Origin of the sequence: Alistipes sp. Marseille-P5061 (assembly GCF_900290115.1) — a bacterium.
GTDB classification, from domain to species: Bacteria; Bacteroidota; Bacteroidia; order Bacteroidales; family Rikenellaceae; genus Alistipes; species Alistipes excrementigallinarum.
In genome coordinates, this window is sequence record NZ_LT985749.1 from 586120 (window position 1) to 611900 (window position 25781).

19 protein-coding genes and 3 pseudogenes are annotated in these 25781 nt (G+C 49.6%); 9 read left to right on the forward strand and 13 right to left on the reverse strand.

Annotation, left to right across the window (positions count from 1 at the left end):
• The 4 genes and pseudogenes from C8267_RS06245 to C8267_RS11160 form a co-directional block, all read right to left on the reverse strand.
• Positions 1-3651: an ATP-binding protein gene (locus tag C8267_RS06245; protein WP_106634052.1), complete on the reverse strand. Its 3651-nt coding sequence runs from the start codon at positions 3649-3651 to the stop codon at positions 1-3.
• Positions 3635-4192, reverse strand: a complete 558-nt coding sequence (locus C8267_RS06250) for a condensin complex protein MksE (RefSeq protein WP_106634053.1) — start codon at positions 4190-4192, stop codon at positions 3635-3637. Before C8267_RS06250 ends, C8267_RS06245 begins: the two co-directional genes overlap by 17 nt.
• On the reverse strand, positions 4182-5381 hold the full coding sequence (locus C8267_RS06255; RefSeq protein ID WP_106634054.1) for a hypothetical protein: 1200 nt from the start codon (positions 5379-5381) through the stop codon (positions 4182-4184). Before C8267_RS06255 ends, C8267_RS06250 begins: the two co-directional genes overlap by 11 nt.
• 543 nt (positions 5382-5924) lie before the next feature.
• Positions 5925-6071, reverse strand: a pseudogene (locus C8267_RS11160) (IS256 family transposase); the annotation flags it as partial.
• A gap of 148 nt (positions 6072-6219) precedes the next feature.
• Here C8267_RS11160 and C8267_RS06265 point away from each other — a divergent pair.
• A complete protein-coding gene (locus tag C8267_RS06265) occupies positions 6220-7605 on the forward strand; it encodes a transposase (protein ID WP_199792084.1) in 1386 nt (461 codons plus the stop codon).
• Positions 7606-7795: 190 nt separating this feature from the next.
• Here C8267_RS06265 and C8267_RS11165 read toward each other — a convergent pair.
• The 8 genes and pseudogenes from C8267_RS11165 to C8267_RS06300 all read right to left on the reverse strand — a co-directional run.
• Positions 7796-8681, reverse strand: a pseudogene (locus tag C8267_RS11165) (IS256 family transposase); the annotation flags it as partial.
• 269 nt (positions 8682-8950) lie between these two features.
• Complete coding sequence (locus C8267_RS10930; protein ID WP_158699733.1) at positions 8951-9430, reverse strand: hypothetical protein; 480 nt, start codon at positions 9428-9430, stop codon at positions 8951-8953.
• Positions 9431-9553: 123 nt separating this feature from the next.
• The gene (locus C8267_RS06275; RefSeq protein WP_005794072.1) at positions 9554-10534 is read right to left on the reverse strand and encodes an IS30-like element IS4351 family transposase; all 981 of its coding nucleotides are present in this window, start codon (positions 10532-10534) and stop codon (positions 9554-9556) included.
• Between the two features lie 162 nt (positions 10535-10696).
• Positions 10697-13402 (reverse strand): P-loop NTPase fold protein, encoded by a 2706-nt coding sequence (locus C8267_RS06280; RefSeq protein ID WP_106634055.1) that lies wholly within the window; start codon positions 13400-13402, stop codon positions 10697-10699.
• Between the two features lie 11 nt (positions 13403-13413).
• Entirely contained in the window at positions 13414-14526 is a 1113-nt protein-coding gene (locus C8267_RS06285; RefSeq protein ID WP_106634056.1) for a type II toxin-antitoxin system HipA family toxin, read from the reverse strand.
• On the reverse strand, positions 14519-14836 hold the full coding sequence (locus tag C8267_RS06290; protein ID WP_106634057.1) for a helix-turn-helix domain-containing protein: 318 nt from the start codon (positions 14834-14836) through the stop codon (positions 14519-14521). Before C8267_RS06290 ends, C8267_RS06285 begins: the two co-directional genes overlap by 8 nt.
• A 175-nt stretch (positions 14837-15011) precedes the next feature.
• Positions 15012-15581, reverse strand: coding sequence for a 6-carboxytetrahydropterin synthase (locus C8267_RS06295; protein ID WP_087310883.1), 570 nt, complete (start codon positions 15579-15581; stop codon positions 15012-15014).
• Positions 15582-15600: 19 nt separating this feature from the next.
• The gene (locus C8267_RS06300) at positions 15601-16008 is read right to left on the reverse strand and encodes a Fur family transcriptional regulator (protein WP_106634058.1); all 408 of its coding nucleotides are present in this window, start codon (positions 16006-16008) and stop codon (positions 15601-15603) included.
• Positions 16009-16314: 306 nt separating this feature from the next.
• Between C8267_RS06300 and C8267_RS06305 the strand changes: the two genes are divergently transcribed.
• From C8267_RS06305 to C8267_RS06315, 3 genes and pseudogenes are all read left to right on the forward strand, one after another.
• The gene (locus C8267_RS06305; RefSeq protein ID WP_106634059.1) at positions 16315-17214 is read left to right on the forward strand and encodes a cytochrome c biogenesis protein ResB; all 900 of its coding nucleotides are present in this window, start codon (positions 16315-16317) and stop codon (positions 17212-17214) included.
• A 32-nt stretch (positions 17215-17246) separates the two neighbouring features.
• Positions 17247-18029, forward strand: a pseudogene (locus C8267_RS06310) (cytochrome c biogenesis protein).
• Between the two features lie 33 nt (positions 18030-18062).
• Positions 18063-19454 carry a cytochrome-c peroxidase gene (locus tag C8267_RS06315; protein WP_106634060.1) on the forward strand — a complete coding sequence of 464 codons (1392 nt, stop codon included), beginning with the start codon at positions 18063-18065 and terminating at the stop codon, positions 19452-19454.
• A 538-nt stretch (positions 19455-19992) separates the two neighbouring features.
• On the opposite strand, the gene C8267_RS06320 is transcribed toward C8267_RS06315, so the two are convergent.
• The gene (locus C8267_RS06320; protein ID WP_106634061.1) at positions 19993-20622 is read right to left on the reverse strand and encodes a flavodoxin family protein; all 630 of its coding nucleotides are present in this window, start codon (positions 20620-20622) and stop codon (positions 19993-19995) included.
• Between the two features lie 300 nt (positions 20623-20922).
• Between C8267_RS06320 and C8267_RS06325 the strand changes: the two genes are divergently transcribed.
• The 5 genes from C8267_RS06325 (at position 20923) to C8267_RS06345 (ending at position 25671) form a co-directional block, all read left to right on the forward strand.
• Entirely contained in the window at positions 20923-21879 is a 957-nt protein-coding gene (locus C8267_RS06325; RefSeq protein WP_106634062.1) for a phosphoribosylaminoimidazolesuccinocarboxamide synthase, read from the forward strand.
• Between the two features lie 581 nt (positions 21880-22460).
• A complete protein-coding gene (locus C8267_RS06330) occupies positions 22461-22880 on the forward strand; it encodes a hypothetical protein (RefSeq protein WP_106634063.1) in 420 nt (139 codons plus the stop codon).
• 11 nt (positions 22881-22891) lie between these two features.
• Positions 22892-23173 (forward strand): SHOCT domain-containing protein, encoded by a 282-nt coding sequence (locus C8267_RS06335; RefSeq protein ID WP_106634064.1) that lies wholly within the window; start codon positions 22892-22894, stop codon positions 23171-23173.
• Between the two features lie 21 nt (positions 23174-23194).
• A complete protein-coding gene (locus tag C8267_RS06340; RefSeq protein WP_106634065.1) occupies positions 23195-23629 on the forward strand; it encodes a hypothetical protein in 435 nt (144 codons plus the stop codon).
• 887 nt (positions 23630-24516) lie between these two features.
• Positions 24517-25671, forward strand: coding sequence for a hypothetical protein (locus C8267_RS06345; protein WP_158699734.1), 1155 nt, complete (start codon positions 24517-24519; stop codon positions 25669-25671).
• Positions 25672-25781 lie beyond the last annotated feature (110 nt).

Here is a 25781-nt window from a genome sequence, read left to right on the forward strand (position 1 = left end):
CTAATTGATTCGTTGCAACAATTTTTCGACCCTCGTCTTCACGCCATGTTTACTGAGGAGGTATGTATAGCGATAGTCGTAAGGATTGTACGACGTAGGCGAACTATTGATAAGATAGATATTGCGTGAGTTGGCGAACTGCAGAATCCCCTTTATATTGTTGGGATGCAGACGCCCAATCTCATCCATCATGCAGTGGACGATGAAATCACCACTCTTTTTGGCCGCCTTTTTCTTAAAGACATTGATGAGCATGATATTGACCATCGCCTTCACAAGAATATCCGTACCATCCGATCCGACGTTATTGATACGTTCCACCCAGCCCGTGTCGTTGTCATTCTCTTTGACACGGAACTGTAGCCGGAAGGCATCTCCCAAGGATACCGTCGCACGATTGGGCTCGTTCTGCAACTGATGCGACAGACTCTTCAGATAATCGACAACCTTACGGTTCACTTCATCCTGGTTATTGTCCGAGAAAAGATTCAGTTCGCCAATGGTGAGCGCATTATCCATCGTATAATCGTGAATAGAGATTAGCAACTGCATGAGCTTGTCGCTCGATGCATCGGCCCGGAGCTCAATACTCTTGATGACTCCGGCAAAATTCTTCTCCACGAAATCCCGGTTGATATCCTGTATCACTTCATTCACATCCGACCTTCGTTTCATGAGGGACCCGATTTCGGCCGAGATACGCCCCATGATATCTTTGTAATGCTCGCTGGTCCGTCGGCGAAACTCCTCGATTTTGTTATTATCCATGAAGTCCTGCAAATCGACCGCAATTTGCATATAGTCAGCATCCGTCACCGGCATTGTGTTGAAGTGGAAAGCATTCTGAGGCTTGAAGTTCCGATTGAAGCTGACAACGACGGATTTCAATTTCTCGATTGATTCCCGTTTTTGATTGACAACTCCCCGCAATTGGCTCAAGAGCTGCTGACAATCCTGCTGTGTCTTCATCGTTCTATCATCCGTGAGATAAGTATCCGGCACCAGATGCTCGTTATTGCGCATCTGATGATAACGCTCCAACCCCTCACGCCTATGCTCCAGCTCCTTTAGGAGTTTTTTCTGGCTCTCATCCAGCTCCGCGCACCGCCTCAAAATACGCTCCCGTTTGTCATCATAGTGCTGCCGGATCGAGGAGAGCTGCCGTTCAATAGCTTTCATGCTCTCTTTGATTTCCGGTTCCACGGCAAAGAGATTTTTTTCGGCATCCCGATATCTGATAACAATCGGTCGTTCTTTATCAATCCTTTTTAACAGTCCCTGCAAATCTTCCAGCTCCTTACGATATTGCTCAAGCAGATGCGTGTCAACGCCTTTTCCGGCAAGCTCCTCGTTCTGCTGTTTGTCAAGTTGCTTCTTCTGATCGGCAAACTCCTGATTGCGCGCGGCGGTCTCCACGTTTTGTGACGCTTTGAAGACACGTAACTCCGCATCAAGAGCTTTGGAAGCCTTGTCGAATGCCGAATCAAGGTCCTTCAAATCTTTCTTGTTCTTCAGTTCATTCTTCTCACGGGCCTCTTTCTCCGATTGTACCTTCAAAACTGCCTCGTTGCAAGCACGTTGACGGACTTCGGTCTCCCGAGCAATCTCTTCCTGCTCCTCCATCTCCAGTTTATGCCGCTGGATTTGCAATTCCTGACGTTTGCCGGGGAGCTGTTCCTCCTCCACCTTCAATAAGGTTGCACTTTGACGAAGAGGATTTATCAGCGCGGCATATTTCTTACGGAGTTTTCCTATTTCATCCTCATGAGTAGCAAGCAACTGTGCCAACTGACGCTCTAACTGCTGCACCAGTTCTTCCAATCGCTTCTTCTCCGCCCTGTACTCGTCGGGAGTACGATGGACCGAGTCGATATTATCCAGGTTTAACTGGATGCCAAACAGCCCATCGCTGGCACCGGACAGCCGAGGCTCAAGCCCTTCTGCGTATAAAACCCGCTCCTCATCAACGACCTTACCAATCGTATTCTCCCAGCCTTCCGTATTTTCACAAAGCCACTTGTAAAGAGAGCCGTCCAGGTGAGCAAGCAAGCCATCAATCCTTGCGACTTGTTCACGGATTTTGGAACAATCCGCCTCTAGATGCTCCTGCTCACGTTGAAAGGTCTGCTTTACGTCCGCTTCTTGCATCTTGTACTCGGCGGCGAGCTGCTCAATCTGACTTTTCACCGCACGCTGCTGGGCGGAATTCTCGCTCTCTTTCAGATTCAATTGCAGGAGTCGTTCATCCACCTGCTTGATTGCATCAGCCATAGGATGCCACTGACGGACCTCTCGCAGCGCAGCTTCTGCCCGATTCTGGTCCGCCAGCAACATTTGCCACCGCTCGTCCGAGTCATGCCTCCAGCTGTTGGAAACCTCAATGACCCGGTTTCGTTTTTGGGTGCGGTCCTCATCCAGCTTAACGCGCTGCTGCTGAAGTTCGGCCTGCTTGTTATAATATGCCTCTTTCTGGGAGTTCTCAAATGCTTGTCGGGCATTCTCCAGATTCCCCTTTAATACCTTGTATTTCTCCTCTATCGATGCATGGGTCCTCAGTAAACCATCCAACAACGTCTGTTTATCCGTCCTCTCCTGCCGAATAGCAGTCTCCCGGTCGGCAAGAGCGAGGATCGGGCCAATACCCAGTGCATCAAACTCTTTTCTAGCCTTCGCTATATCTGCCAATTTACCCTTTTTGGCACCAAGATCCTGATTGAGCAGGGCTTTCTCCTTGTCGTAGTCTGCCGTCAATTCCCGCTCCCGAGTCCTTTCTTTCTCAATGCTGCTCTTTACCTCCTTTGCCTTATCTTCCAGAAGCGGAATCTGTTGTTCACTATATGCAACCGCTTCATTCAGCATATGCCACACGTCCAGCAATTGCTGATTGAGCGCGATAATCTTGCGCCCCTGGTCTGCAATCTTCATCGCTTGCTGGCGCACAGGGAAACTACCATCACGGGACTGACGGAACCAGCAGTCTATCTCATCATACTCCCGTTCGAAGTCCGTAACAAGTCTTCTGTAGGTCTGCAAGTCAATCGGCAGATCCTCCTCTGTCATGGATTGTATCAAGGTGTTCTTCACAAAGTCGGCATCCAGCTTCGTATTCAGAAAAACATTCTGGATGCTTCGTGGAATATTCTGATAATGCGAACTCTGCACCAGGGCATAACGCGCGTATTTGGAATCGCGGGCATTACCGAAGATAATATCCTTGAACATGGCACCGGATTCGATTCTTGCGGAGACAGCCACATTCTTGTCGATGCGTTCCCGAATCCGAATCCAGTCGCTCAACACCTGCTTGTCCTCGGTAATCAGCCATTCCCGCTTATACGGTGCATCAATAAACCGCCACGAAGCTCGTCCCTGGTAGCGACCGACAAGGATTGTATATGCACCATTCTCACGCATTACTTCATAAAGTATATACGAGTTCGACTGGCGGAAATAGAATTCATCAAATGGCTTCTGCCCCTGCTGAATGCCCAAACGATGCTTGTCGGCATTGTAGAAAAACAAGAGCGCTCTCAACACGGTGCTTTTACCCACACCCTGCGTTCCCGTAAAATGCACATTCCCGTCTACAGCGATCTCGGCATAGGGGATATTCGCGCTATTTATAAAAATGACTTTATTCAGGTACTTCATCTTCGTTTGCAATTTGAATGATGTCCACCAACTCCTCTACATAGCGGAATGCCGAAGTGACCTTATAGGTCTCGTCAAGCTCATTGACACACTCCGCAAAGCCCATACTCTGCATCTCCAGAAGCAGCTTGTTCACAATCTCGACAAGAGACCCCGCGCCGTATTTCTTGAAAAGATGGTTCGCCTTCTCCTTCATTTCGATATCCAGGCTGATCTGCTCCATCAAATGACTCTTACGGAACTGATACCCGGCCGTAAAGGACTGATTATAACACTTCAGAAAGTCCAGATAGTCCAGCCATTTGGAGAAGCTGTCCAACTTCTGCTCAATGGACTGTTTACTCTCTCCTATTCGGGAAAAATAGAAGTAACCATTCCCCGCTTCGAGTTGCAGTCCAATCTCCCGAAAATAATCCGTGTAATCCTCCAGGTTCTCCTCTATATCCTCATACAGATGGCGGGTAGAGGTGTCGATGCTGTCGACCGAGAGGAATTCGCCCCGGCTTAAACGCTCGTATATTCTTTGGGTATTATTTCGCATAAATGATCGGATATTCAATGTTTTGGTAGATGGCATATTCTCCGGTCATCCGGCATTCATCAGGATGCAGGATAACCAGCTGACAGAAGATTGCGGCATACTCCTCAATATTATGTTTTACCTTATAGTCGTACCTCAGGATGAAATCGAACAGATTATAGCTTGATGCCAGGAACGCATTCCATATTTCGGCAAGATTCACCTCCTTCAATAGTTGGACATGGTCCTGCAAATCATCATCCGTCAAAGGCTCGGCTGCGGTTCTTGCCGTTTTCTGGATTCCATTACGCTCGGCGACACGCTTCAGCAGCTTGATAATCTGATTGTTTCCCCGCAACATCTCCAGGGAGAGGCGGATCCGGCTGTATTGACGGGACTCCATCCAAACCGGATTCCGCTCTTCCAGCACCTTCGAGAGGTTCGTTTCACTCTTGATAAGCAGCTGATCTTGCAAATATTTCAGCTTCCGGATCTTTCTGTAGAGTTCATTCTGCTGGTCTATCTGATTGATGTAAGAGATGATCTGCCGGTCAATCTCCATCAGCGCATGGTAGGCCTCAACAAAATCATGCTTCACATCGCTACAGGTCTTGGCCATGTGCGGGTCATTGGCCATGATGAAAAAAGCATGCTCATTATCCATCAGCTTTTCACACTCGCGTATCATGGCGCGAATGCTATGACTCTTCTCGTCCAGATTCTGCAGTTTCTTCTTTTTGATGACATAATTTGGCTCCTGCTTATAGGCATGATCCATATTACGCTTCAAATCCACCACATTTTTCAAGGTTCTGAAGCCGGTCTTCTTGAGAAGCTGCCGGACATTATCCTGATACCCCGCTTTACGGCTGGGATTGGTCTCCTGCAGAAAATAGCCGATATTCTCCTTCAACGTATTGATACACTCCTGTACACTCAGCACGTTGATCTCCTCGTTGACATTCAGTACCTCTTCGAAAAAGTTCAGGTAGTCACTCTCAATCTCTACCATGTTGCCAGCTTCCACCAGCACACCATAGTCAATCAACTTCCGCAGCCTGGCTTCATTTCCTCCGACAAGATCAATAGCAAGTGCGACCGGGAACCTCATGAGTTTCCGTTTCTCAAACATCTCACTGAGCAACCCTTGCTCACGTGAGAGCGTTTTGGTCAACTCCTCTATGCTCCTAAAATGCGTCAGGACATCCATACATTTACAACTCTGAGATTGACTCTATTTACTTTCACTATTACGTATTTGACCGGCGAATAGATCTCTGAAAAACCCGATTTTTCAAAGACCATCCCAATGATCGTCTTATCGCCCAAGGAGAGGCCTCGATCACACAAAGCCACGTTCCATAATATTGCTCTAATGCAATTTACTATTTTTTATTCGAATAGCAATCTATATTGCGCAAAATATATCATTTAGAGGTTCCCAATAGAATAAAAAAGTCGGGCCCCGATTTTCGGAACCCGACTACCCTATCCACAGAGTGTGACGGCTACTTCTTCTTGCGATACCCGCACTTCGGACATACACCCTCCTCATCGAGTGCAACGCCGCACAATCATCAATGCATTTGTTCCATTGACAACGTACCGCTGGATGCTTCCTCCGAAACGCAGTTTTCTTCTGTTTCATGCAGATTAACTGGACCTTTTCTTCAGATATGTAAATATAGCGATTTCGGCTTTCAAATCAACCTGCCATGACAGATTGATCTGATGTTATCTTTCTTTTTCACTTTCAATCGGGGAGCAATTCTCGCTCCAGATCGATTCGCCGCACCGGCCTCAGGTAGGATTTCTTATCCAGGGCCATTTTACCAATCAGCAGCAGAACTGACTCCTCGCTGGGCATGGCTCTCCGTATGCGTGTGACCCGTCGAAAACTACGATAGGGACTGTCGTAAAAAGAATAAAACTTTATAACGAATTGATTGCCAATGTAATATAAAATTTGTATCTTAGCTAAAGATAAAAGAATACCTCCAATTGCCCTAGAAAAGCCAAATTTGGAGGTATCGCAAAAATTAATCTGCATGGCTAAGGTACAAAATTTCTCTGAAATATCACCCAATCTTCCTTTCACGGAGTTCGATTTTTATGAATTGTATAGGCGGACGTTCGAGACTAGCGAGCTGGGAAAAATCAGGAAGAGGCTGCCGCTTGGTGAGATGGCAGAGAACTTTGGACTGATAAGCAAGAGCATGAGAGCGAAGAAAGGGCGAAAAACATACTTCACCCCGGAGGGCAAGGTTGCGCTGATGTTCCTGAAGATGTACACAGGTCTGAGCAGCCCGAGGTTGATGGAGCATCTTAACGGCAACGTCCACTATCAGCTCTTCTGCGATGTGAGAATAGACCCGATGCATCCTCTGACGAACTACAAACTTCTGGACGACGTGTTTTCGGAGCTGGCCCGCGGGCTGAAGATCCAACAGCTGCAGGAGATACTGGCAAGAGCCTGGAAACCGTACATGAAGGACCTGGACACGATGTATACGGATGCGACCTGCTACGAGAGCGAGATGCGCTATCCTACGGATGCGAAGCTTCTGTGGGAAGGAATAGAGAAGTCATATGAGATAATGTGCACTCTGAGTGCCAAGCTGAATGTGCACCGTCCGAGGACGAAGTACGTAGACGTAGAGAAGGCCAACCTGTCGTACAGGAAGCGGCGCAGGCATACGAAAGTCCAGACCAGGAAACTGACCAGACGCCTGCTCAACCTTTTGGGGAAGATACTGAAGCAGACCCGCACACTGGAGAGGGAGAATGCAGGCGCGGAGAAATTGCTGACAGCCAGACAGAAGAGCGATATTGAAATCATCACAAGAGTGTACCGCCAGCAGAAGGCCCACTTCGAGAACAACAATCCTCGCGAGAGTGTCAAGGACAGGATAGTGAGCATCAGCAAGCCGTATGTGATGCCGATCGTGAGAGGCAAGGAAGTGAAGAGCGTAGAGTTTGGTGCGAAGTGCAACAACATCCAGGTTGACGGACTCTCATTCATCGAGAAGCTGTCATTCAATGCCTTCAACGAGGGAACCAGGCTTACGCACTGCCTGAAGATGCACCGAAAGCTCTTCGGTGTGGAGGCGAAGAAGGTCGGAGGAGATGCAGGCTATGCCGGCAGCGCCAACAGGGGGTACTGCAAGGATAGAGGAATACAGACGTCATTCGTCAAGCGTGGCCGTCCGTCCTTGGAAAAGAAAGAGAACGACATCATCCGCAACGAGCTGGCGAGGGTGAGGGCAACGAGGATGGAAGGCTCGTTCGGAACGCAGAAGGAACACTATGGCCTGAAACGCATCAAGGCAAGGACGAAGTTGACCGAAATCCTGTACATCTTCTTTGGCATCCACACGGCGAATGCAGTACAGCTCGTCCGGCGGGAAGTCAACGAAATTGCTCAGGCTGCCTGATGTTCGAGGTGAGTGAGAAACGGCCCTTTCACTGGAGTATTGGCTCCAGTTGGGTCCAAAAATGAAAAAAGGGGCTCCGAAACGGAGCCGAAAATATAAAAAGATGAGTTCGATCGGAAAAATTACCGGGACAGTCTGCCGATTGACTCATAATGACGGAATTAAACGACTGTCCCTACGATAATCTTGCCCCAAATTTCTCACAGAGTGCCTGCCATTGTTTCCAGGCTCTCTCTACCGTATAGCTGCGGTCTCCCGTACGAAAGGCTTGCCGCAGCTCCTCGCCCAGCTCTTCCTTGTCGCCGTTGTGCTCGCTGCCCAGTAGATTGCGTTTCAGGTGTGTCGTACAGCGTTGCAGTGGGTTCCGGGGAGGACCGCACTGATGACATTCTCCAGACCCTTCAGCCCGTCGGCACACACCAAACAAATCTTCTGCACACCTTGTTCCTGTAGCTCTGCGAGCATCTCGCTCCAGCCCAGGGCTCTCTCCGTAGACTTGTTGAAAATTCCAAGCACTTCACGCCGCTTGTCTTCACGCACGGCGAGCACCACGTAAAAAGCTTCGGTCTCCACGCCCTGCTTGCGGTGGATCTTCATGTGTATGCAATCGATGAAGACAATCGGGTAATAAGACTCCAGAGAGCGCGTGAGCCATTGCGAAACATCTTCACGAAGGGACTTCAGCAGGCGCGAAATGCTCGCCTTGCTGTAGCGCTCGCCATAGATATCCTGGATACCTCGCCAACTTGTTTCTATGTAAGATCTTTCGTATAAAGCGTTCCGGCAAGGCGCTTACATTCATCCTCCCGATGACGCAAGATCGCCAGGATCCGTGGATGAAAATTCCCATAGCGATTACGGGGTATCCGGAACGTCAGCGTACGGTCATGACCGTAACTATGACCCGGTCGGAAGCCGTTGCATTTGTTCCCTGACGCGGTGTTTTCCCGGAAATATTCCCGGCGTTCCGAGACCATCATACTCTCCAGCAAAATCTCCAACAGATTCTAAAGGCCGTTTTCTCGCTCCGAATGTTTGCATATTAATTCGGATAGTTGTTCCTTTGTCACCACCATAAGTCTACTCCTTTTTTAGTTTTTTGTTAGTTTGCCTCTCAAATCTAAAAAATCCGTAGACTTTTCTATTTATTCCACAGACACACTCTTTGGAACAGTATCATGCGCTTTTTTACAATACCACGAGTAGTACGACACGCATAAAATTAGTTCATTACAACACCTTTCTCGTTAATATATATCCATTCCGCATATTATAAAATTGTACATACCAGATCATCGTTTAATATCATAAAGACTGCGTATCTAATTATATAGTTAATATTTCTTTACTCTTCATTTTCCTCTCCATCAGAAATAATCAATCGGTCAATATCTGCCATAATAGTAGAATAAATATCTTTCACATTGGCATTGGTTTTCATGGTTTTTAGAATATCCTGGGACATCTCCTTGCAATGCACCATTACACCTAAGTAAAAATCTTTGTTGTCAACAATAATCTGTGCACATTCGGAATCATTCACAACAGGCTTAATAAAATTTGACATAAGTCCTCTTGCCGTATGATTATCCATACTATTACCCAGACATGGTAACAACGTACCAAACACCTTAAATACATTAACTTGACACCGTTGTTTGGCAAAGTAATCTAACTTATTATTTAAATATTCAATCAATGACGACTTGCTAGATACAGATAATAATTTATTCAATAAGTCTGGATATTCAACACCATTGGCAGTTATAACTCGATCTAAAAGGCTTTCCAGCTCTCCATATAAGTTATCCGTTAATTCGGGCAAAAAACTAGTTCCTAAAAATGATTGAACAAACCGGCTCCAATAAGTATTAGGACTGTTATTAGGACTATATAAAAAACCTTTGGGCTGCTTCTTTAATACCTTTACCCCTAAATTTAGCTGAATTCAACTTGCAAATGCAACAGAATTCTGATTAATAATTTGTTTAAATTTTTCGTTTGGCGTGAGGTATCCAAGTCTTTTACGAGGTCGATTATTGAGTTTATTTTCAATCCACTTAATCTGTTTGTTGGTTACTTCACTAAAGTCCTTACCCTTTGGGATATACTGCCTGATAAGCCCGTTGGTGTTTTCATTGGCACCACGTTCCCATGAGTGGTATGGTTTGCAAAAATAGAATTTTATTTCCAATTTTTGCGCAATTTCCTCGTGCTTTGCAAACTCCTTTCCATTGTCAGCCGTAATTGTGTGTATTAAGTTTTTCACTTTCCGCAGTGCCCATACTGCAATCTTAGCTACCGGGATGGCTTCTTTTCCCGACAACTTGCGTATCCAGACCCTGCTTGTTGCTCTGTCGTTAATGGTAAGAATGGCACCTTTGTGGTTCTTACCAATAATTGTATCTATCTCTAAATCACCAAATCTCTCCTTCAGTTCCACTATCTCGGGACGCTCATCAATATCCACCCTGCCTGGGATAAATCCTCGCCCTGCATTTTTAGAACCACGTTTGGCATACCTGCGACCTTGTCTGCGAAGATATTTGTGCAGTTTGCCACCCCGCCGCTTATCCTCCCAAATCCAGCGATATATCGTTTCGTGAGATACCATCGCAATTCCCTCCAAGCGGCTCCTGCCGACAATCTGCTCCGGGCTGAATCCTTTCTTCAACAGCTTTATTATCCGTTTTCTCATTGCCGGTGTAAGCACTTCCTTGCGATGTTTTTGCTGCTTGCGCCTGTCTGCTTTTCGCTGGGCAAGCTCCATGCTATAGCTACCACTTCGGGCGTCGCAATTGCGCTTTATCTCCCTGTAAACAGTGCTTTTATCTACTCCGATAGCTTCCGCTATTGCTTTTTTGCTCATCGGTATTTGCAACATCATAGAAATTGCATACCTTTGTTCCTCGGTTATATGTTTGCTCATCTGCAACTTTTTTTTCTTTGGACGGACAATTAAAGCAAAGATAGCAAACTTTATCCATTCAGAGTGAGAGAAAGGGGGACATTGTCTCTCTTTCCTCTCTGAAAAATAAATGTTTTTATTGCTTATTATCCGCACCCAAAAAGTTGCATTTATAAGTTGAACTCAAGTTATTATACCATTTGTAAATAGACCCGGATATTTTTTATAAGTATCGAACAAATCTTGCGAACAATATGAAGTATACGATGTTTCGTCAGAGTCACTCCATTCTGGTGCCCACCTATTAAATTGCGAAAATATTTCGGGATAATCTAAACCAAAATTCTGTTTAATTGCCTTGATATTTTGAGCAGCATATTTAACATCCAGTGTTTTTCCTAATTTATTTTTTATGATGTACACATTCAGTAATCTACATGCAGAATGCTGGCTACCAGCCTGTTTAAGCAGATAGTCATAATCCATATATTTCTCAAAACAACTAGCTATTCGAGGTATTATTGTTTCATTTATATTGGCAATATCATGGCCATCAGCCAAAGACATGGCAAATAAGTCCTCAACACCTAGTTTCTCTGTACTTGCATCTATTTTCTGAATAGTCTGAGAAATAAAACTACTTGTAAAGCGGGTTGTAATTCTACCATCACCATTATCAAGCAGTCTATTTACATAAGATACAATTCTAGGCTCTTCAATATTAGTTTCAGCTTTTATATAATTAGAGACATTGTTTTTTAAACTTGAGAAATCGTATGCAACATCTTGATATACCAATTCTACAAATTCCTCTATACCCTCTGATTCTTTCTCTATTTCTGAGAATACATACTCGTTGAGATTCGCATTATCAGCCCCCACTTTATATATACTATACTCCTTTCCAGCAGCAACCACAAACTCAACAAAATGTTTAGGTTCGAGCTTAATAGACTTTATAACTTCCTCAAACTTAACACCCTTTTCTGAATCAGTCAAACATGTCTTCAGTTTGTTTAAGACAATGAAATAGGCAGAACCAGTTTCAATCTTACACTCTTGAATGGTTTTAATATATGATTTACACATATTTCTCACACGCAAGCTAGACGCATGATATATGATTGTTCCAAGAGCATCATCGAATCGCATACTATCGCATGTGGCTTCAGATCTCAGATTTGCCAACATGTCCCATTTCTTCTGAATTTCCTCTTTATCGTCTTCAGACAAGCCACTAATATCCAATGTCGACAAACTTTTTACGGCTTTATCTAGTGACTCTGCCGTCACTTCTTTTGCAAGAATATCTACCAAAACAGATATAAAATGAGGTTTGTCAACAAAGCGGGCCAACGAATCACCCGATTTGATAGCAGTGGATAGCAATCTTCTTAAAGGCAGCTCTCCGGCCAATGATTTATCGTGCAGCCCATAAGCAAACTGACATAGTTGAGTTCTAACAGAATCTTGGTCTGGATAAAAAGAAGATACATCTTTAAACAAAGCATCACTTAGCAAATTCTCTTCTAAAGTATTTTTCCCATATAGGAGCTCATCTTTTTTAAGGACAAATAGAGCTATATTTTGTAATCTGTATTCAGTGGCAGGCCACTGTAAACGCATAGCTACAAGCTCATTGATAAATGATATCACAGTCCGAGGATTAGGATTAACATGAAACAGCATAAATACCTGACATATGTGTTTTTGGTCATGTTCTTCTGGGCCAAAGGCATCCTCAAAGTATTTGTTGAATAACTTATTATAGTCAGTTATTACAGGTTGCGGAACAGTATATACTACGGGGAATGTCTTATTGATGAAACGTTTGAACTTTGATTTATCTTTAATTTCACCATTATTTCCTCTTTCATAAATTGCGTCACATAAGTGCATATAATCATATGGAATAATGGTCCATATATTTTCAAAATCACTACCGGCAAAAAATGTATATATGGCTGACCAAAGTTGCATCACCTTTTCAGATGGCAGTCTATCCATATTATCAAAAACAATAATAACTTTCTTTATCTCATTTCTCTTTGCGTTACCGAGATGAGACGAAATGGCATGCATCCAATTCTTAAACTCCATTACAGAGGGCTCTTCGCTGGATGTAAATTGCTCATTAATTACATCATCACTCTTTCGCGTTAATAATGTAAAAACATTTTTCCAATTTTTATCTTTACATCTATAATAGCCCGCCACACAAAGCCCCACAATAATGGGAGAGTATTCTAGTAGCATCCACCCCCATGATAACGAGATACAGTTATTATCAATCAATTGATTAATAATTATATTCAGTACAGTAAATAAGCCTATTAGAACAATCCCCCAAATAGCCGAACCTGTAAGCCTCGCTTGAGGTTTGGTAATTATAGTCGTTTTATTTGATAGTAATAATGAAAGTTGATCTTTCCACTCTGCTTTATTTTCCTTTCCATTTCTCATCCTTATTTCAACCCTCCCTTCCAGAACCTTATCCTCTATAAGGGCATTAGTAAGTGTTTCCAGAATGGATCGACGCTGTAGATCTTCTTGATGTCCCCACGCATCATATGTAAAAGTATAATATCCTTCTCCTTCAAGGTCTTTCTTTATCTTCTCTACCACATTAGATTTTCCAGACCCCCACTTTCCTTCCAAGCCAATAATCCTAGGCATCTGCCCTTGACCACGAGAAGATGCAGAATCATTAGAGCGAATGTACCCACAAATATTATTTGCAAGATTGGTTTGAGATTGACCTTCAAAAACGTCATCTCCAGTTGGTTTATCAGGAATAAACCGTGGGAACTGTTCATTATTTGCCATTATATTTTTGTTTTTAAGTATTCCCAACAATGCAACTATAAATTTATGAATTATATTAAACATAGTCAAGACAATTATTTCATACGATTTGCAACAGTGTCTTCTTTTTGACCGACAATTGTGTCCATCCTATCAAACATCGTATCAGCCTCTTTCTCATCCAACCCAGCCTTTGCTGCCACTGCCAAAAGATCCTCTTTCGTCGGTTCGATACTGTCGTTGATGGAAGTCGTGCGAAAACCATTAATGCCATCGCTGGGCAACAGGTCATAGACCGGAGCAAAATGCCAATCGCCATCCCGATGAATAAAGGCGAAGTTCTTAGCGTGGTCATCCTTGTTACCGATGAGATAATTGAATACCATCAGTCGATAAACTTTCCACAACTCGGCTACACTATGCGTCAACATGGCGCACACCTGAAAAATATGCTTGTAGTCGATACTGGGCAATCGATAATCAGCACCGATAAGACCAGCCACGCTAACAACATGCAACTTGCCATGAGACGTTCGGTCGAAACGCTCCACACCGAAATACTTGCCTTCGAAAAGCCGCGTATCAGGCATTTCGATTCCGCACTCTTTAGCAAGCAGCGAATAACGGTATTCATCCACACCGATACTCTGCGGATCCCTCTTGGCTCGAAATTTGACCAGCCACTCTTTGCCTTCATAACGGGCGAAAATCTTGGGACGTGCGCCACCCGGAGAGCCACCTCGGTCTTGAAACTCCTCGATGCCTTCCCCCTTATATTCGTCGCTGTCCAATATCCGCTCTGCTTCCAATGCCAATTTCTCGAAATCGACATAATCCTGTCGAGTCACGACACTATGATCCGGACGGAACTCCAAGGCTCCACGACCCGACGACCCGACCAATGCGAGGCGATCCAGCAGAGAAAGCTCGCGAGGATTAACCCCTTTTTGCTGCAGGTATCGATCCAAGATAAGAAGGCCCCATCCATCGGGCAGGCAATCATCAAAGACACCGAATCCTCCCTCAAACGGACGCGGTTTGGCGATAAAGACGCCACTTCGCAAAGGCAACTCAAAGGGAGAAATGGAGAAACCCGAACCGAGCCAATCGGGAGCATATTCAAAAGCACACAACCCCTCCTTGGTCAGAGCCAGACGACCTACTAACCGATCCGCAAGAAGAACTTCGATTTGTTTGATGCTATTCATTTTTCCGCCCCCGTTTACGCGAGACACTTTGCTCATTCAAGACTTCATCGAGCGATTGATATTGCCTCTGCGCAAAAAGAGCGTCGAACTCCGAAAGGGCATTCAAGGCAAAGCCTATCTGGAGCAGTCCCTTCAACGAGATCTCCCCCGTCTGCTCAAATCTGCGATAGGTTGCGAACTTGATTCCTGCTCTCACAGCCAAACCCTCCTGCGTCAAATCCAGCTCCAATCTCCGAGCTTTGACTCTCGCCGCAATCTGCATGGCCACCTCACCTGGATTTAAGACATCAAACGCTATCATATTATTCATAAATGCTATTTATACCACAAAACAAATAAAATAGTATTCCTTACAAATATAATCAATATCTTCCATTTAAGCAATATTCACCATGAAACACTGCAACCGGCCAGAAGGTATCAAATAAAAAAGTCGGGTTCCGAATTTCGGAACCCGACTACCCTATCCACAAAGTGTGTGACGGCTACTTCTTCTTACGGTACCCGCACTTCGGACATACACCCTCCTCGTTGAGTGCAACACCACACAGTGGGCAGCGGTCGATGTCGTTCTTGGTCACGAACTCCGCCGAAGCCGCATTCACACCACTCGTGAAAGTGATCTTGGCGATGTTGAGCTTATCCTTCAGCAGGTCATAGACAATCTTGATCATCCCCTCAACCGTCAGCGTCTCCTTCGTGACTACCAGACGGCAATCGGGATAGGCCGTGGCCAGCTCCGTCTTGAAAGCCGGGCCCTTCATCTTGTTCTGCGGGTGTCCGTTGCGGATGCCCTGCTTCTCGTAGACGTCCAGAACGGCCGGCAGCAGCGGATCATCCTCGCGCAAAACCAGCGCGTGGTCGAAATTCCGGAGCACGTCCCACGCTACCTTCTGAATCTCGTTGCAGGGATAAACCATGTTCACACCCGCCTCGATGCTATCCTCCACCTCGATGGTCAACTGTCCCGTGTGGCCGTGGAGATACTGAGCCTCTCCTTGAAAACCGTAGAAACGGTGTGCATACTGCAGATCGAATGTTGTGATACTTCTCATAACAAATTGCGGTTTTAAGTTAGACATTCTTTTTCAGTGTTACCTGTACCTGTACTTTACCGATCTCCTTCGTCGGGAAGTGTTTGCGTTCGAGGTATTCGCGGATCAGCTGCGAGAGCTCCGGATCCGCATAGTCCTCGATCGACTTGCCGTCGAAGAGGTGATGGTGCTCCGCCACCGTGATGTCGTAATAGCACTTCCCGGTGTCGGGGTGATAGATGAACGACAAAATGTTTGCCGAACAGAAGCTGTCCAAAATCCGATAGATGGTCGAAACGGTCACCTCCTTGTTGCGGGACTGGACCCGTTCGATGATATCCTCCACCGTGGCGTGGCGCAGCTCCTGCATCGCCTTGTAGACCTCGCGGCGCTGCGGGGTCAGCTTGAGCCCCGCCTCCTTGATTCTTTGCAGTCCTTCGTTGTTCATCGCTTTGTTCGTTTCTCTGGTGCAAACATAATGCAAATAATTCGTATTTGCAAATATTTTGCATTTACATTTTTCGGATTTATGGTAAAATCACCTTCAGACACTCTTACGGCCGCCCTGCGGATTAAGCGCACCAGCAGACCGTCTCCCGATTTCGAAGTTTGCCAACTGCCTCAACGCTTGTTGCCGCCTGCACGGACAAATTCCTCCAATCGGCAGCCCGTTTATCTCCCGAAACGCACTATTTGGAGTAACCGGGTAAACGATATTTTTTATATTTGCGCCGATTAGATAGATGACCGACATATGAAATTCGAGGCTAAACATCTGTTCATCCTGCTGTTGCTGCTTTCGGTGGTGATTCAATGCGCGTTCGGCAACTTCCCGTTTGCCTTCTTCGCCTTCCCGCTGGATGCACTCATAGCCCTGCTCTGGATTGCAGGAATGGTGTATGCCTACAAGGAAAACCGCTCGTCAAGGTTCGTTCAGCTCTGGCTCTCGCCGCAATGCACCTACTGGACGCTGGGCTGGCTCATTGCCGGCAGTCTGGTCATCGGGCTCTTCCCGCAGCTCTCGGCCGCGGAGGCTGCCGAACGTTCGGGACTGCTTGCCCGGCTGGGGTGCTACCACTTCACTACCTCCTGGATTTTCGTGGTGGGGCTCTTCACCCTGCTGACCCATCTGGGGATGATCACCCTGCGGCGAGGCTTCCGCCCGGGGCGCAACCGCTGGCGCTTTGTCCTCAACCATGCCGGGCTGTGGCTGGCACTCTTTGCCGGCGTGGTGGGAAGTGCCGAGGAGCAGACGCTGCGCATCCCGGTCTTCCGCGACCGGCCCAACAACGAGGCCGTCAGCGAAGAGGGGGCCAAGATTTACCTGCCGAAGGAGCTGCAGCTGAACAATTTCACCGTGGAGCACTACGCCAACGGCACCCCGCGCCACTTCTTTGCCGAGATCTCGATCGACGGGAAGCCGGCCCGGCTGGAGGTCAACCACCCCTATGCGGCCAACTGGGCGGAGGACTACTACCTGACCTCGTACGACGTGCAATCGGAGCAGCCGCGCTACTGCGTGGTGCAGATTGTACGGGAGCCGCTGAAATACGTCATGTGGCTGGGCGTGGTCATGATGCTGTGCGGAGGCTGCCTGTTGTTTCTGGCCGGCCCGAACAGACAAAATAAGGAACTTTGTGAAACATCGCGGTGACGAAGGACGTATTGTAAAAGTGTGCGAGTATGGTGTTCACGTGGGATAATTTCGAATGGTTTGCGCTGGTCTCCATCGTGCTGTGGGCAGCCGGCGCTGGGGTGGCGTTGTTCAGCAGGGAACGACACCGCTGGGCCATTCTGCTGACCGGCGTGGGCACGCTGGTCTTCGCGACATTCATCGCGGGATTCTGGCTCTACATGCAGCGTCCGCCGCTGCGCACCATGGGGGAGACCCGGCTGTGGTACTCCTTCTTCATGAGCGTATCCGGACTGCTGACCTACCTGCGGTGGCGCTACCCGTGAATCCTCAGCTTCTCGACGGTGGTGGCGACGGTCTTCGCCCTCATCAACATCCTGAAACCCGAAATCCACGACCAGACGCTGATGCCCGCCCTGCAGAGCCCGTGGTTCATCCCGCATGTCACGGTCTACATGTTCTCCTACTCGGTGCTGGGGTGCGCCTTCATCCTGGGCTGCATGGGGCTCATCAAACGTCGGGCCGACTACCTCGAGGCGACCGACAAGCTGGTCTACACCGGACTGGCCTTTCTGACCGTCGGCATGCTCACCGGTTCGATCTGGGCCAAGGCGGCTTGGGGCCACTACTGGAGCTGGGACCCAAAGGAGACCTGGGCCGCGGCCACGTGGGCTGGCTACCTGCTCTATGTCCACCTGCGTCTGTTCCGTAAAAACGCCTCACGGCCGCTCTACTGGATTCTGATTGTCTCGTTCCTGGCGCTGCAGATGTGCTGGTACGGGGTCAACTACCTCCCGGCGGCCCGGCAGAGTGTTCACATGTATTCACGTTCTTAGTTATATAACCTGTTTAATTTTAATTCATTTGTTATGAAAAAAGGCTCAAAGATTATTCTATCCGTGCTGGTAGTGATAATCGTGCTTTGCGTCGTCTACCGACTGGTGAACAAGGCACCGTCGGCCGACCTCGAAAGCAATGCGCAAATGGAGCAGATCGTGGCGAGCAGCGGATGTATCTCCTGCCACTCGGCCGATCCGAAGCTGCCTTTCTATGCCAACTTCCCGGTAGCGGGCAAGCTGGTGCAGGAGGATGTGCGGCTGGGCTACCGTTCATTCGACATGGCTCCGATGATGGAGGCGCTGAAGAACGGAGAGAAGATCAACGAAGTGGACCTGGCGAAGGTCGAGAAGGTGATTGCCGACGGTACGATGCCGCTGGCCAAGTACTACCTGATACACTGGGGTGCGTCGCTCACGAACAAGGAGACGCAGATGGCACTCGCATGGGCCAAGTCGCAGCGTGAGGCCTTCTACCCCAACCCGCTGGCCGACCAGGAGTGGGCCAACGAAACGATCCGCCCGATTCAGGACTCGGTGCCGGTGGACATCCGCAAGGTGATGCTGGGCAACAAGCTCTACAACGATACCCGCCTGTCGGCCGACAACACCATTTCGTGCGCCTCGTGCCACGGTCTGAACACGGGAGGTGTCGACAACAAGGCCTTCTCCGAGGGTGTTGGCGGACAGCTGGGCGGCGTGAACGCCCCGACGGTCTTCAACGCCTACTACAACTTCGTGCAGTTCTGGGATGGACGTGCCGCCACGCTAGCCGATCAGGCTGCCGGACCTCCGGTCAACCCGGTGGAGATGGCCTGCAAGTCGTTCGACGAGATCTGCGAGAAGCTGAAGGCTGACGCCGCATTCAGCAAGGAGTTTACGGAGGTCTATCCCGACGGTATCAACCAGGCCAACATCACCAACGCCATCCAGGAGTTTGAGAAGACGCTGCTGACGCCCAACTCGCGCTTCGACAAGTACCTCAAGGGCGACAAGACGGCCATGAACGCCGACGAGATTGCCGGATACGAGCTCTTCAAGAAGTACGACTGCGCTACGTGCCATGTCGGCGAGAACATGGGCGGACAGTCGTACGAGCTGATGGGTATCAAGCGCGATTACTTCGCAGACCGCGGTACGGAACTCACCATCGAGGACAACGGCCGCTACAAGGAGACCAAGGAGGAGCGTGACCGCCACCGCTTCAAGGTGCCCGGACTGCGTAATGTCGCCCTGACGGCCCCCTACTACCACGATGCCACGCAGGCTACGCTGGAGGATGCCGTTGTCTCGATGGCCCGCTACGAGGTGGGCGAGGAGCTGACGCAGCAGGAGGTAGACCGGATGGTAGCCTTCCTGAAGACGCTGACCGGCGAATACCAGGGCAAGCTGCTGACCAACGACAACTACCCCGAGACGAAATAAGGCACAACGCCTCTTTTTCAGCCCGACACGTTGCGACGTGCCGGGCTTTTTTTTTCTTACCGTCGGATCACACCTCCACCGACAAAAAAATCCTTCGCCGGGGCTTGGAGTTCTCGCAAAAATTACTACCTTTGCTCATGGAGTCACACCCCTCCGGCGACCCGCTCCGGCGAGGGAAAAGAACCGCCCAAAATCGGACTCCGAACCCGAGTTTTACATTTTTCCGAGAATATCGGACACCTGAAATGAAGCGTCAAACAAGGTTTTGCCGCCTCTTTACAGTGCGTCTTTTTGCGGCATCAGTTAACGTCGTAACTAACAGAAAATTAACGAGTTACAACGCTTTTCTGCATCGAAAAGTAACAAAACCTCCTTCTGCCGGCAAATTGTTCGGCAAAATACCGCAAAGAAAACAAACAGTCAAGCCGAAGCGCCGCACACTGGCACCCCGACTTAACAGATTACTCGCCAGCGACTTACCCGGACGCGCGTAACGCCCGCAGACAACCGCGTCGCCACGCCCGCAGACAGCCGCGGGTCAATACTTGTCCTGGATGAAGTGGGTGCGCAGACGCGGCTCGTAGTGCGGCTTCTCGATGCCGTTGCGGCGCCCGCTCTCGATGCAACGGAGCAGCCACGCAATGTTCTGCCCCAGCACGCGCATCGTCTGCAGCCCCTCGCGGTCCTTGCGCACATCGTCGGGCGTAAAGCCGTGGACCGAATTCCAGTACTGCGACGAGACGATGGGCATGTTGCAGATGGTGAAATACTGGTTGAGCTGCTCGAAGGTGGCCGAGGCGCCGCCCCGGCGGCACGAGACAACCGCAGCGCCGACCTTGCCCGCCATGCGCCCCTCCGTCGCATAGAAGAGCCGGTTGAGGAAGGAGACAAGCTGCCCGGTCGGGCCGCTGTAATAGACCGGAGAGCCGATGACCAGACCGTCGAACTCCTCCAGCCGTGCCTGAATCTCCTGCACCACGTCGTCGCGGAAGCAGTGCCCCGTCTTGAGGCAGTTGCCGCAGGCGATGCAGCCCGCCAGGGGCTTCTTGCCCAGATAGAGCATCTCGGTCTCAATTCCGTTCTTCTGCAGCGTGGCGGCCACCTCGCTCAGGGCCGTATGGGTGCAGCCCTCACGGTTGGGGCTGCCGTTGACAAGCAATACCTTCATCTTCGTTCGTTTTAATTCACGCGCGGGACCGCGCCGCATTCCGCATCGGACGGCAGGCCCCTTCGCCGTTCATTTCCAAAGGTACGTCAACGCCGCCGCTTGTGCAAGCAGCGAAAAATTTTTCAGTGTAGCTTCCCCGGCAACCGGGCAAAGCTCTCCGCAACACCGAAAGCACGGGCCGCGCCGCCCGCCGCCAACGGAGCCGCCGCCCGGCGACGCCAAATGGCAACATATTCGGGCCGCTGCAACCGAACTTCGCGCAAAAGTGCTATCTTTGCAGCGGAAAAAACCTCAAACACAATGAACGCTATCACTCGCACCGATTTCACCTTCGAAGGACAGAAGAGCAAGTATACGGGAAAAGTCCGCGACGTCTACGACATCGACGACAAGTACCTGGTCATGGTGGTCACCGACCGCATCTCGGCCTTCGACGTCGTCCTGCCCGAGGGCATTCCCTACAAGGGCCAGGTTCTGAACCAGATTGCCGCCAAGTTCCTCGACGCCACCGCCGACATCCTCCCGAACTGGAAGCTGGCCGTGCCCGACCCGATGGTCACCGTCGGCCGCAAGTGCGAGCCGTTCAAGGTGGAGATGGTCATCCGCGGCTACCTCTCGGGCCACGCATGGCGCGAGTACAAGGCCGGCAAGCGGACCATCTGCGGCGTGGAGATGCCCGACGGCATGGTCGAGAACCAGAAGTTCCCCGAGCCGATTATCACCCCGACCTCGAAGGCCGCCGAGGGCCACGACGAGGATATCTCGAAGGAGGAGATTATCGCGTCGGGACTCGTAAGCCGCGAGGATTACGAGCAGCTGGAGCGCTACACGCGCGCCATCTACCGCCGCGGCAGCGAGATTGCTGCAAAAATGGGGCTGATTCTCGTCGACACGAAGTATGAGTTCGGCAAGAAGGACGGCGTCATCTACCTCATGGACGAAATCCACACGCCCGACTCGTCGCGCTACTTCTACGCCGAGGGATACGAGGAGCGCCTTGCACGGGGCGAGCGCCAGCGCCAGCTGTCGAAGGAGTTCGTCCGCGAATGGCTCATGGCCAACGGTTTCCAGGGTCAGCAGGGGCAGCGGGTTCCCGAGATGACTCCGGAGATTGTGGCGGGCATCACCGACCGCTACGTGGAGCTCTACGAGCACATCACCGGCGAGAAGTTCGTCAAGGCCGAGGCGGCCGACGCGCAGAGCATCCTGCAGCGCATCGAGAAGAACGTTTCGGAGTGCCTGAAGAGCCTCCGATAGCAATCGATATCAGGGACGGTGCAACTTCGTGCACTGACCGCCAGCAACTGAGAAGGGAGGGACGGCAATTGATGCCGTCCCTCCCCAGTTTATGAACCTCACCTCACTCCTGTAGAGTGAGGACCCGGAGCCATGCCCCGGGCTGCGACTCAACTTCTTTCTGCAAATACTTCACTGGAGACGTCGGAACGGAAATTCGGGCCACCTGTTTGCAAAAAAATGATATACGAACGAACTTTTATGTTTATTTTCCGTATATTTGCTTCGTATTATATAAAATTTTCTGCCTATGGGAAAATAACGAACTAAATTTTCTACGAACAACAATGCTCCATTCATAAATGGAGCAAACATATAAAAGCGTTACTTTGTACCTTGCTTTCTGAAAATCTGGAAAATTTGAAGAGCAACCAAGGAATGAAGTTTGACGCTCACGTTTTTAACGTGGGCTTCATTCTGTATTTGGTTGCATAGGTTATTCCAGAGCCTCAGAAAGCAAATCAGAGTTTAGGTCCACGTCTTTTATATGCATAACCCAAGCTATAATGCCTTGAGGACCAGGCAACAAAAACGACAAAAACATGAAACGACTGTTGCTCATTATCGCAGCCTTGACGTTTTTGGGGGGCAATGCATATGCCCAACAAACCGTCGTAATACAGAATTCTCAAACAAAGCAGGCCTACGATGCCAACGAGTTTTCGATAAACGGCATCTCGTCCCGCCAGGACATTGGCGGTGTCGAGGCATTCGTAGACTGCAATTTATCGAGTCGCTACAACGGGACCGAGATACACAACTGCATCGTAGAAATCAAGAACTACAACTCATTTGCCGTCACGGTCCTCTACATGGTCGGACGCGACAAAACAATCGGCAGCATGGTTCTGCAGCCGAACGAAAGCAAGAGGAAGCTATTCGGAACTGAGACCACCGGATACGGAGGAGACATCAGCGCTGCTACCTACAGCGTGTTTACGATTACCCGGAAATTGAACTAAGCGGTCCTGCCATGACAAGATACAGAATCGAAGAAGAGGATGAAACCCCCGACTTTGTCGTCTTCATTGAAATCCTGTTGTGCATCATTTTCCTTCCCATAGGTATTATCATACTTATAGTAAAGGCTGTGAACTATTTCTCCGACAGGTCCAAACAGAATGCGCTGCACAAATCCCAAATGAATGTCAACAAAGCCGAAGAACTCAGGATGCTCGCATCACTCCGGGATTCCGGAATTATCTCCCAGGCCGAATTCCAACAACGGAAGGACAAAATCATGAAAAGCTTCTGACATACGCCCATAGGCTACATCATGAGTCCGACAAGAAAACAGCGGAAGAGCAAACCGACACTGTACGCCGGACTGATTCTGCTGCTTGCGGGAGGCTGCATCTATCTTTTCTTCCGACAGGGAGTTCTGTTCCTTTCGTGGATCAGCCCTGATACTCTTGCATCAGTCCGCATTTCAGTTCCGAAACATGAGAACAGCCTGCTCCTGTACCTGTTTCTGTACTGCATTCCCGACGGATTATGGTATGCGGCATTGCTGACCCTACAAGTCCATTTTGCGAGTCGGGAAAGAGCAGGCAAGGTCTTGCTCCTGTTCTCAATACTGCTCCCCTTCATGCTGGAATTCGCTCAGCTCTTCGGGCTTGTGCCCGGAACTTTTGACTACTACGACCTTTTTACCTATTTGATAACCCTTATTCTTTTTATTCCATGCGCAAAAAAACTCTTATCCAACTAACCCTGCTCTGCCTGTTCGTCGTCATGGCCCTTGGCAGTTCCAGCAGCAGTTATCCCAAGTCATCCAGCAGAGGCTACTCATCTTCGAGCAGCTACAGCTCTTCTTCCTCCAACTCCAATAAACCTGCCACCCAAAACAACTCCTCCTTTAAAAAGACAGACTTCCCCAATCCCTGCAAAAGTTGCGGCGGGAGAAAAGGTTATTATCTGTTCGATACCTGGTATCCATGCAAGCGATGCGGTGGTACCGGACAAGAACCCGTACATTAGCCGCAATATTTTATTTATAAGCCGACGAGTCCGAATTTTTTGGACTCGTCGGCTTATAATATAATGTACTCATGTTCAAAATCCATTACAGAGAACTATCCCCTGCCCGACTTACCGTTAGCCAACGGGCGACAACTCCTTTCACCGTGCGATTCCGTTGAGAAGCTCCGCTCGACCTGTCCGCTCCTCTCCGGAAAGCTTCGCCACCACACGTCCGCATAAAAACAAAACGACAAAATGCATTGATAATTTGGATAAAATTTTGATTTATACTATCTTTAGTCCATGATGCGGGGTTTTCCTTTTCGGGAAAATCAACCGGGACTCAGGAATGGCCCCAAGCCGCATACGGGATGCGCGCAGGAACCGGATATACTACAAATCCGGAAACGTGCGAGAAGACGAAGATGTGAAGAAGTGAAGAAGACGAGATGAAGGTGTAACAAGGGGTAACGAGAGAGGTGAAGGTACGTCCGAACTTGGTCCCGGAGCGAAATGGGAGTGTATGACCGAATGCCGCGCCCGCATTGGAAATGGTCCAAGAACCGATATGGTTCGCTGGGAAAGCATGTACGGCGATGCAATCGACATCAAGTAAACCATAACAAACCTCATCCCATGAAACACCTCAACACTCTGTTGCTCCTTGCGGCTCTTCTGCTCGCACTGATGCCCGAACGGGCCACGGCCCAACGGTTCGAAATCGACCCGCTCTTCACCGATTCGGTCAAGGTGGTCCGCGTCGTGCGGGCCGAAAGCGGATGGACCGAGTACCAGCCCTACTCCTTCGCCACGCTGCCCGACGGCTACACCTTCGACCTGGTCGAGATGGACGAGGGGCGTCTGGTCTTCGATATGGACGGTGTCCACTACCGCGTCATGCCGGGTTCTGTCCTCTTCAGCAGCGACAACGCCCCCGACGTGGCCAACCCCCTTCCGAAAAAGATTGTCCGCCGGCATTCGCCGCTGGCCCACCTCTTCGCCAGTTCGGCCCCCTACCTGGCCATCGTGCTGCTGGTGGTGGCCGGCACGCTGCTCGGACTGCTCGGCCAGCGCAGCCGCGCCCTCCGCTCGGTGGCACTCAAGGCGCTTCCGCTCTGTCTGGCTGCAGCCTCGCTGCTCGAGGTGGCCGCCTTCATCGTCCTGGGGTCCGACATGGCCTGGTGGTGCGACGACGAGCTATGGGGCTTCTGGGGCGCTCTGTGGCGTGCCATCCCCTTCGTGGTGGTCGTGCTGATGCAGTACTACAGCATCCGGCTCTATGCGCGGCTGCTCTTCGACGGCCGTCGCACCGAAGAGGGCGACGAGCCGCGCATCTCGCTCCGTCCCGTGGCGTGGGCCATCGGTCTGCTGCTGCCGGTGCTGGTAGTGGTCATGCTGCTCTTCCAGCTCGCGGGCTTCACGGGCTTCGTGGCCGACCTCCTCTCGCTGCTGATTCCCGTCGCCGTCTCGGCACTGCTCATCGGCCGCGGCGCGCGGAAGAACATCGCCACCTTCGGCCGCTCGAACGGCATCCTCATCACGCTCTTCAGCATCGTCTATCTGCTGGGACTCATCATTTCGGCCGTGATGCTGGCGGTGGTCATCTTCAAGATTATCCTGCAGATTATCATCATGGCGGTGCTGGTCGGCCTCTGCATCTTCGCCGTCAACGTGGGGGCCAAGGAGTCGCCCCAGCCCCAGATTTACCGCGCGAAGGACGGCTCGCAGCACAGCACCCTCTACGGCGCCCGGGAGCAGGACCGCAAAATCGACGCCCGGCGCAAGGATTAGATTCGAACCGGCACCGATACACACGACCGCGCTCCGTCGACCCGATACCACAGATACGAATACCCACAAATACCCACAAGCCTATGAAAAAGTATCTCTTACTGATTGCA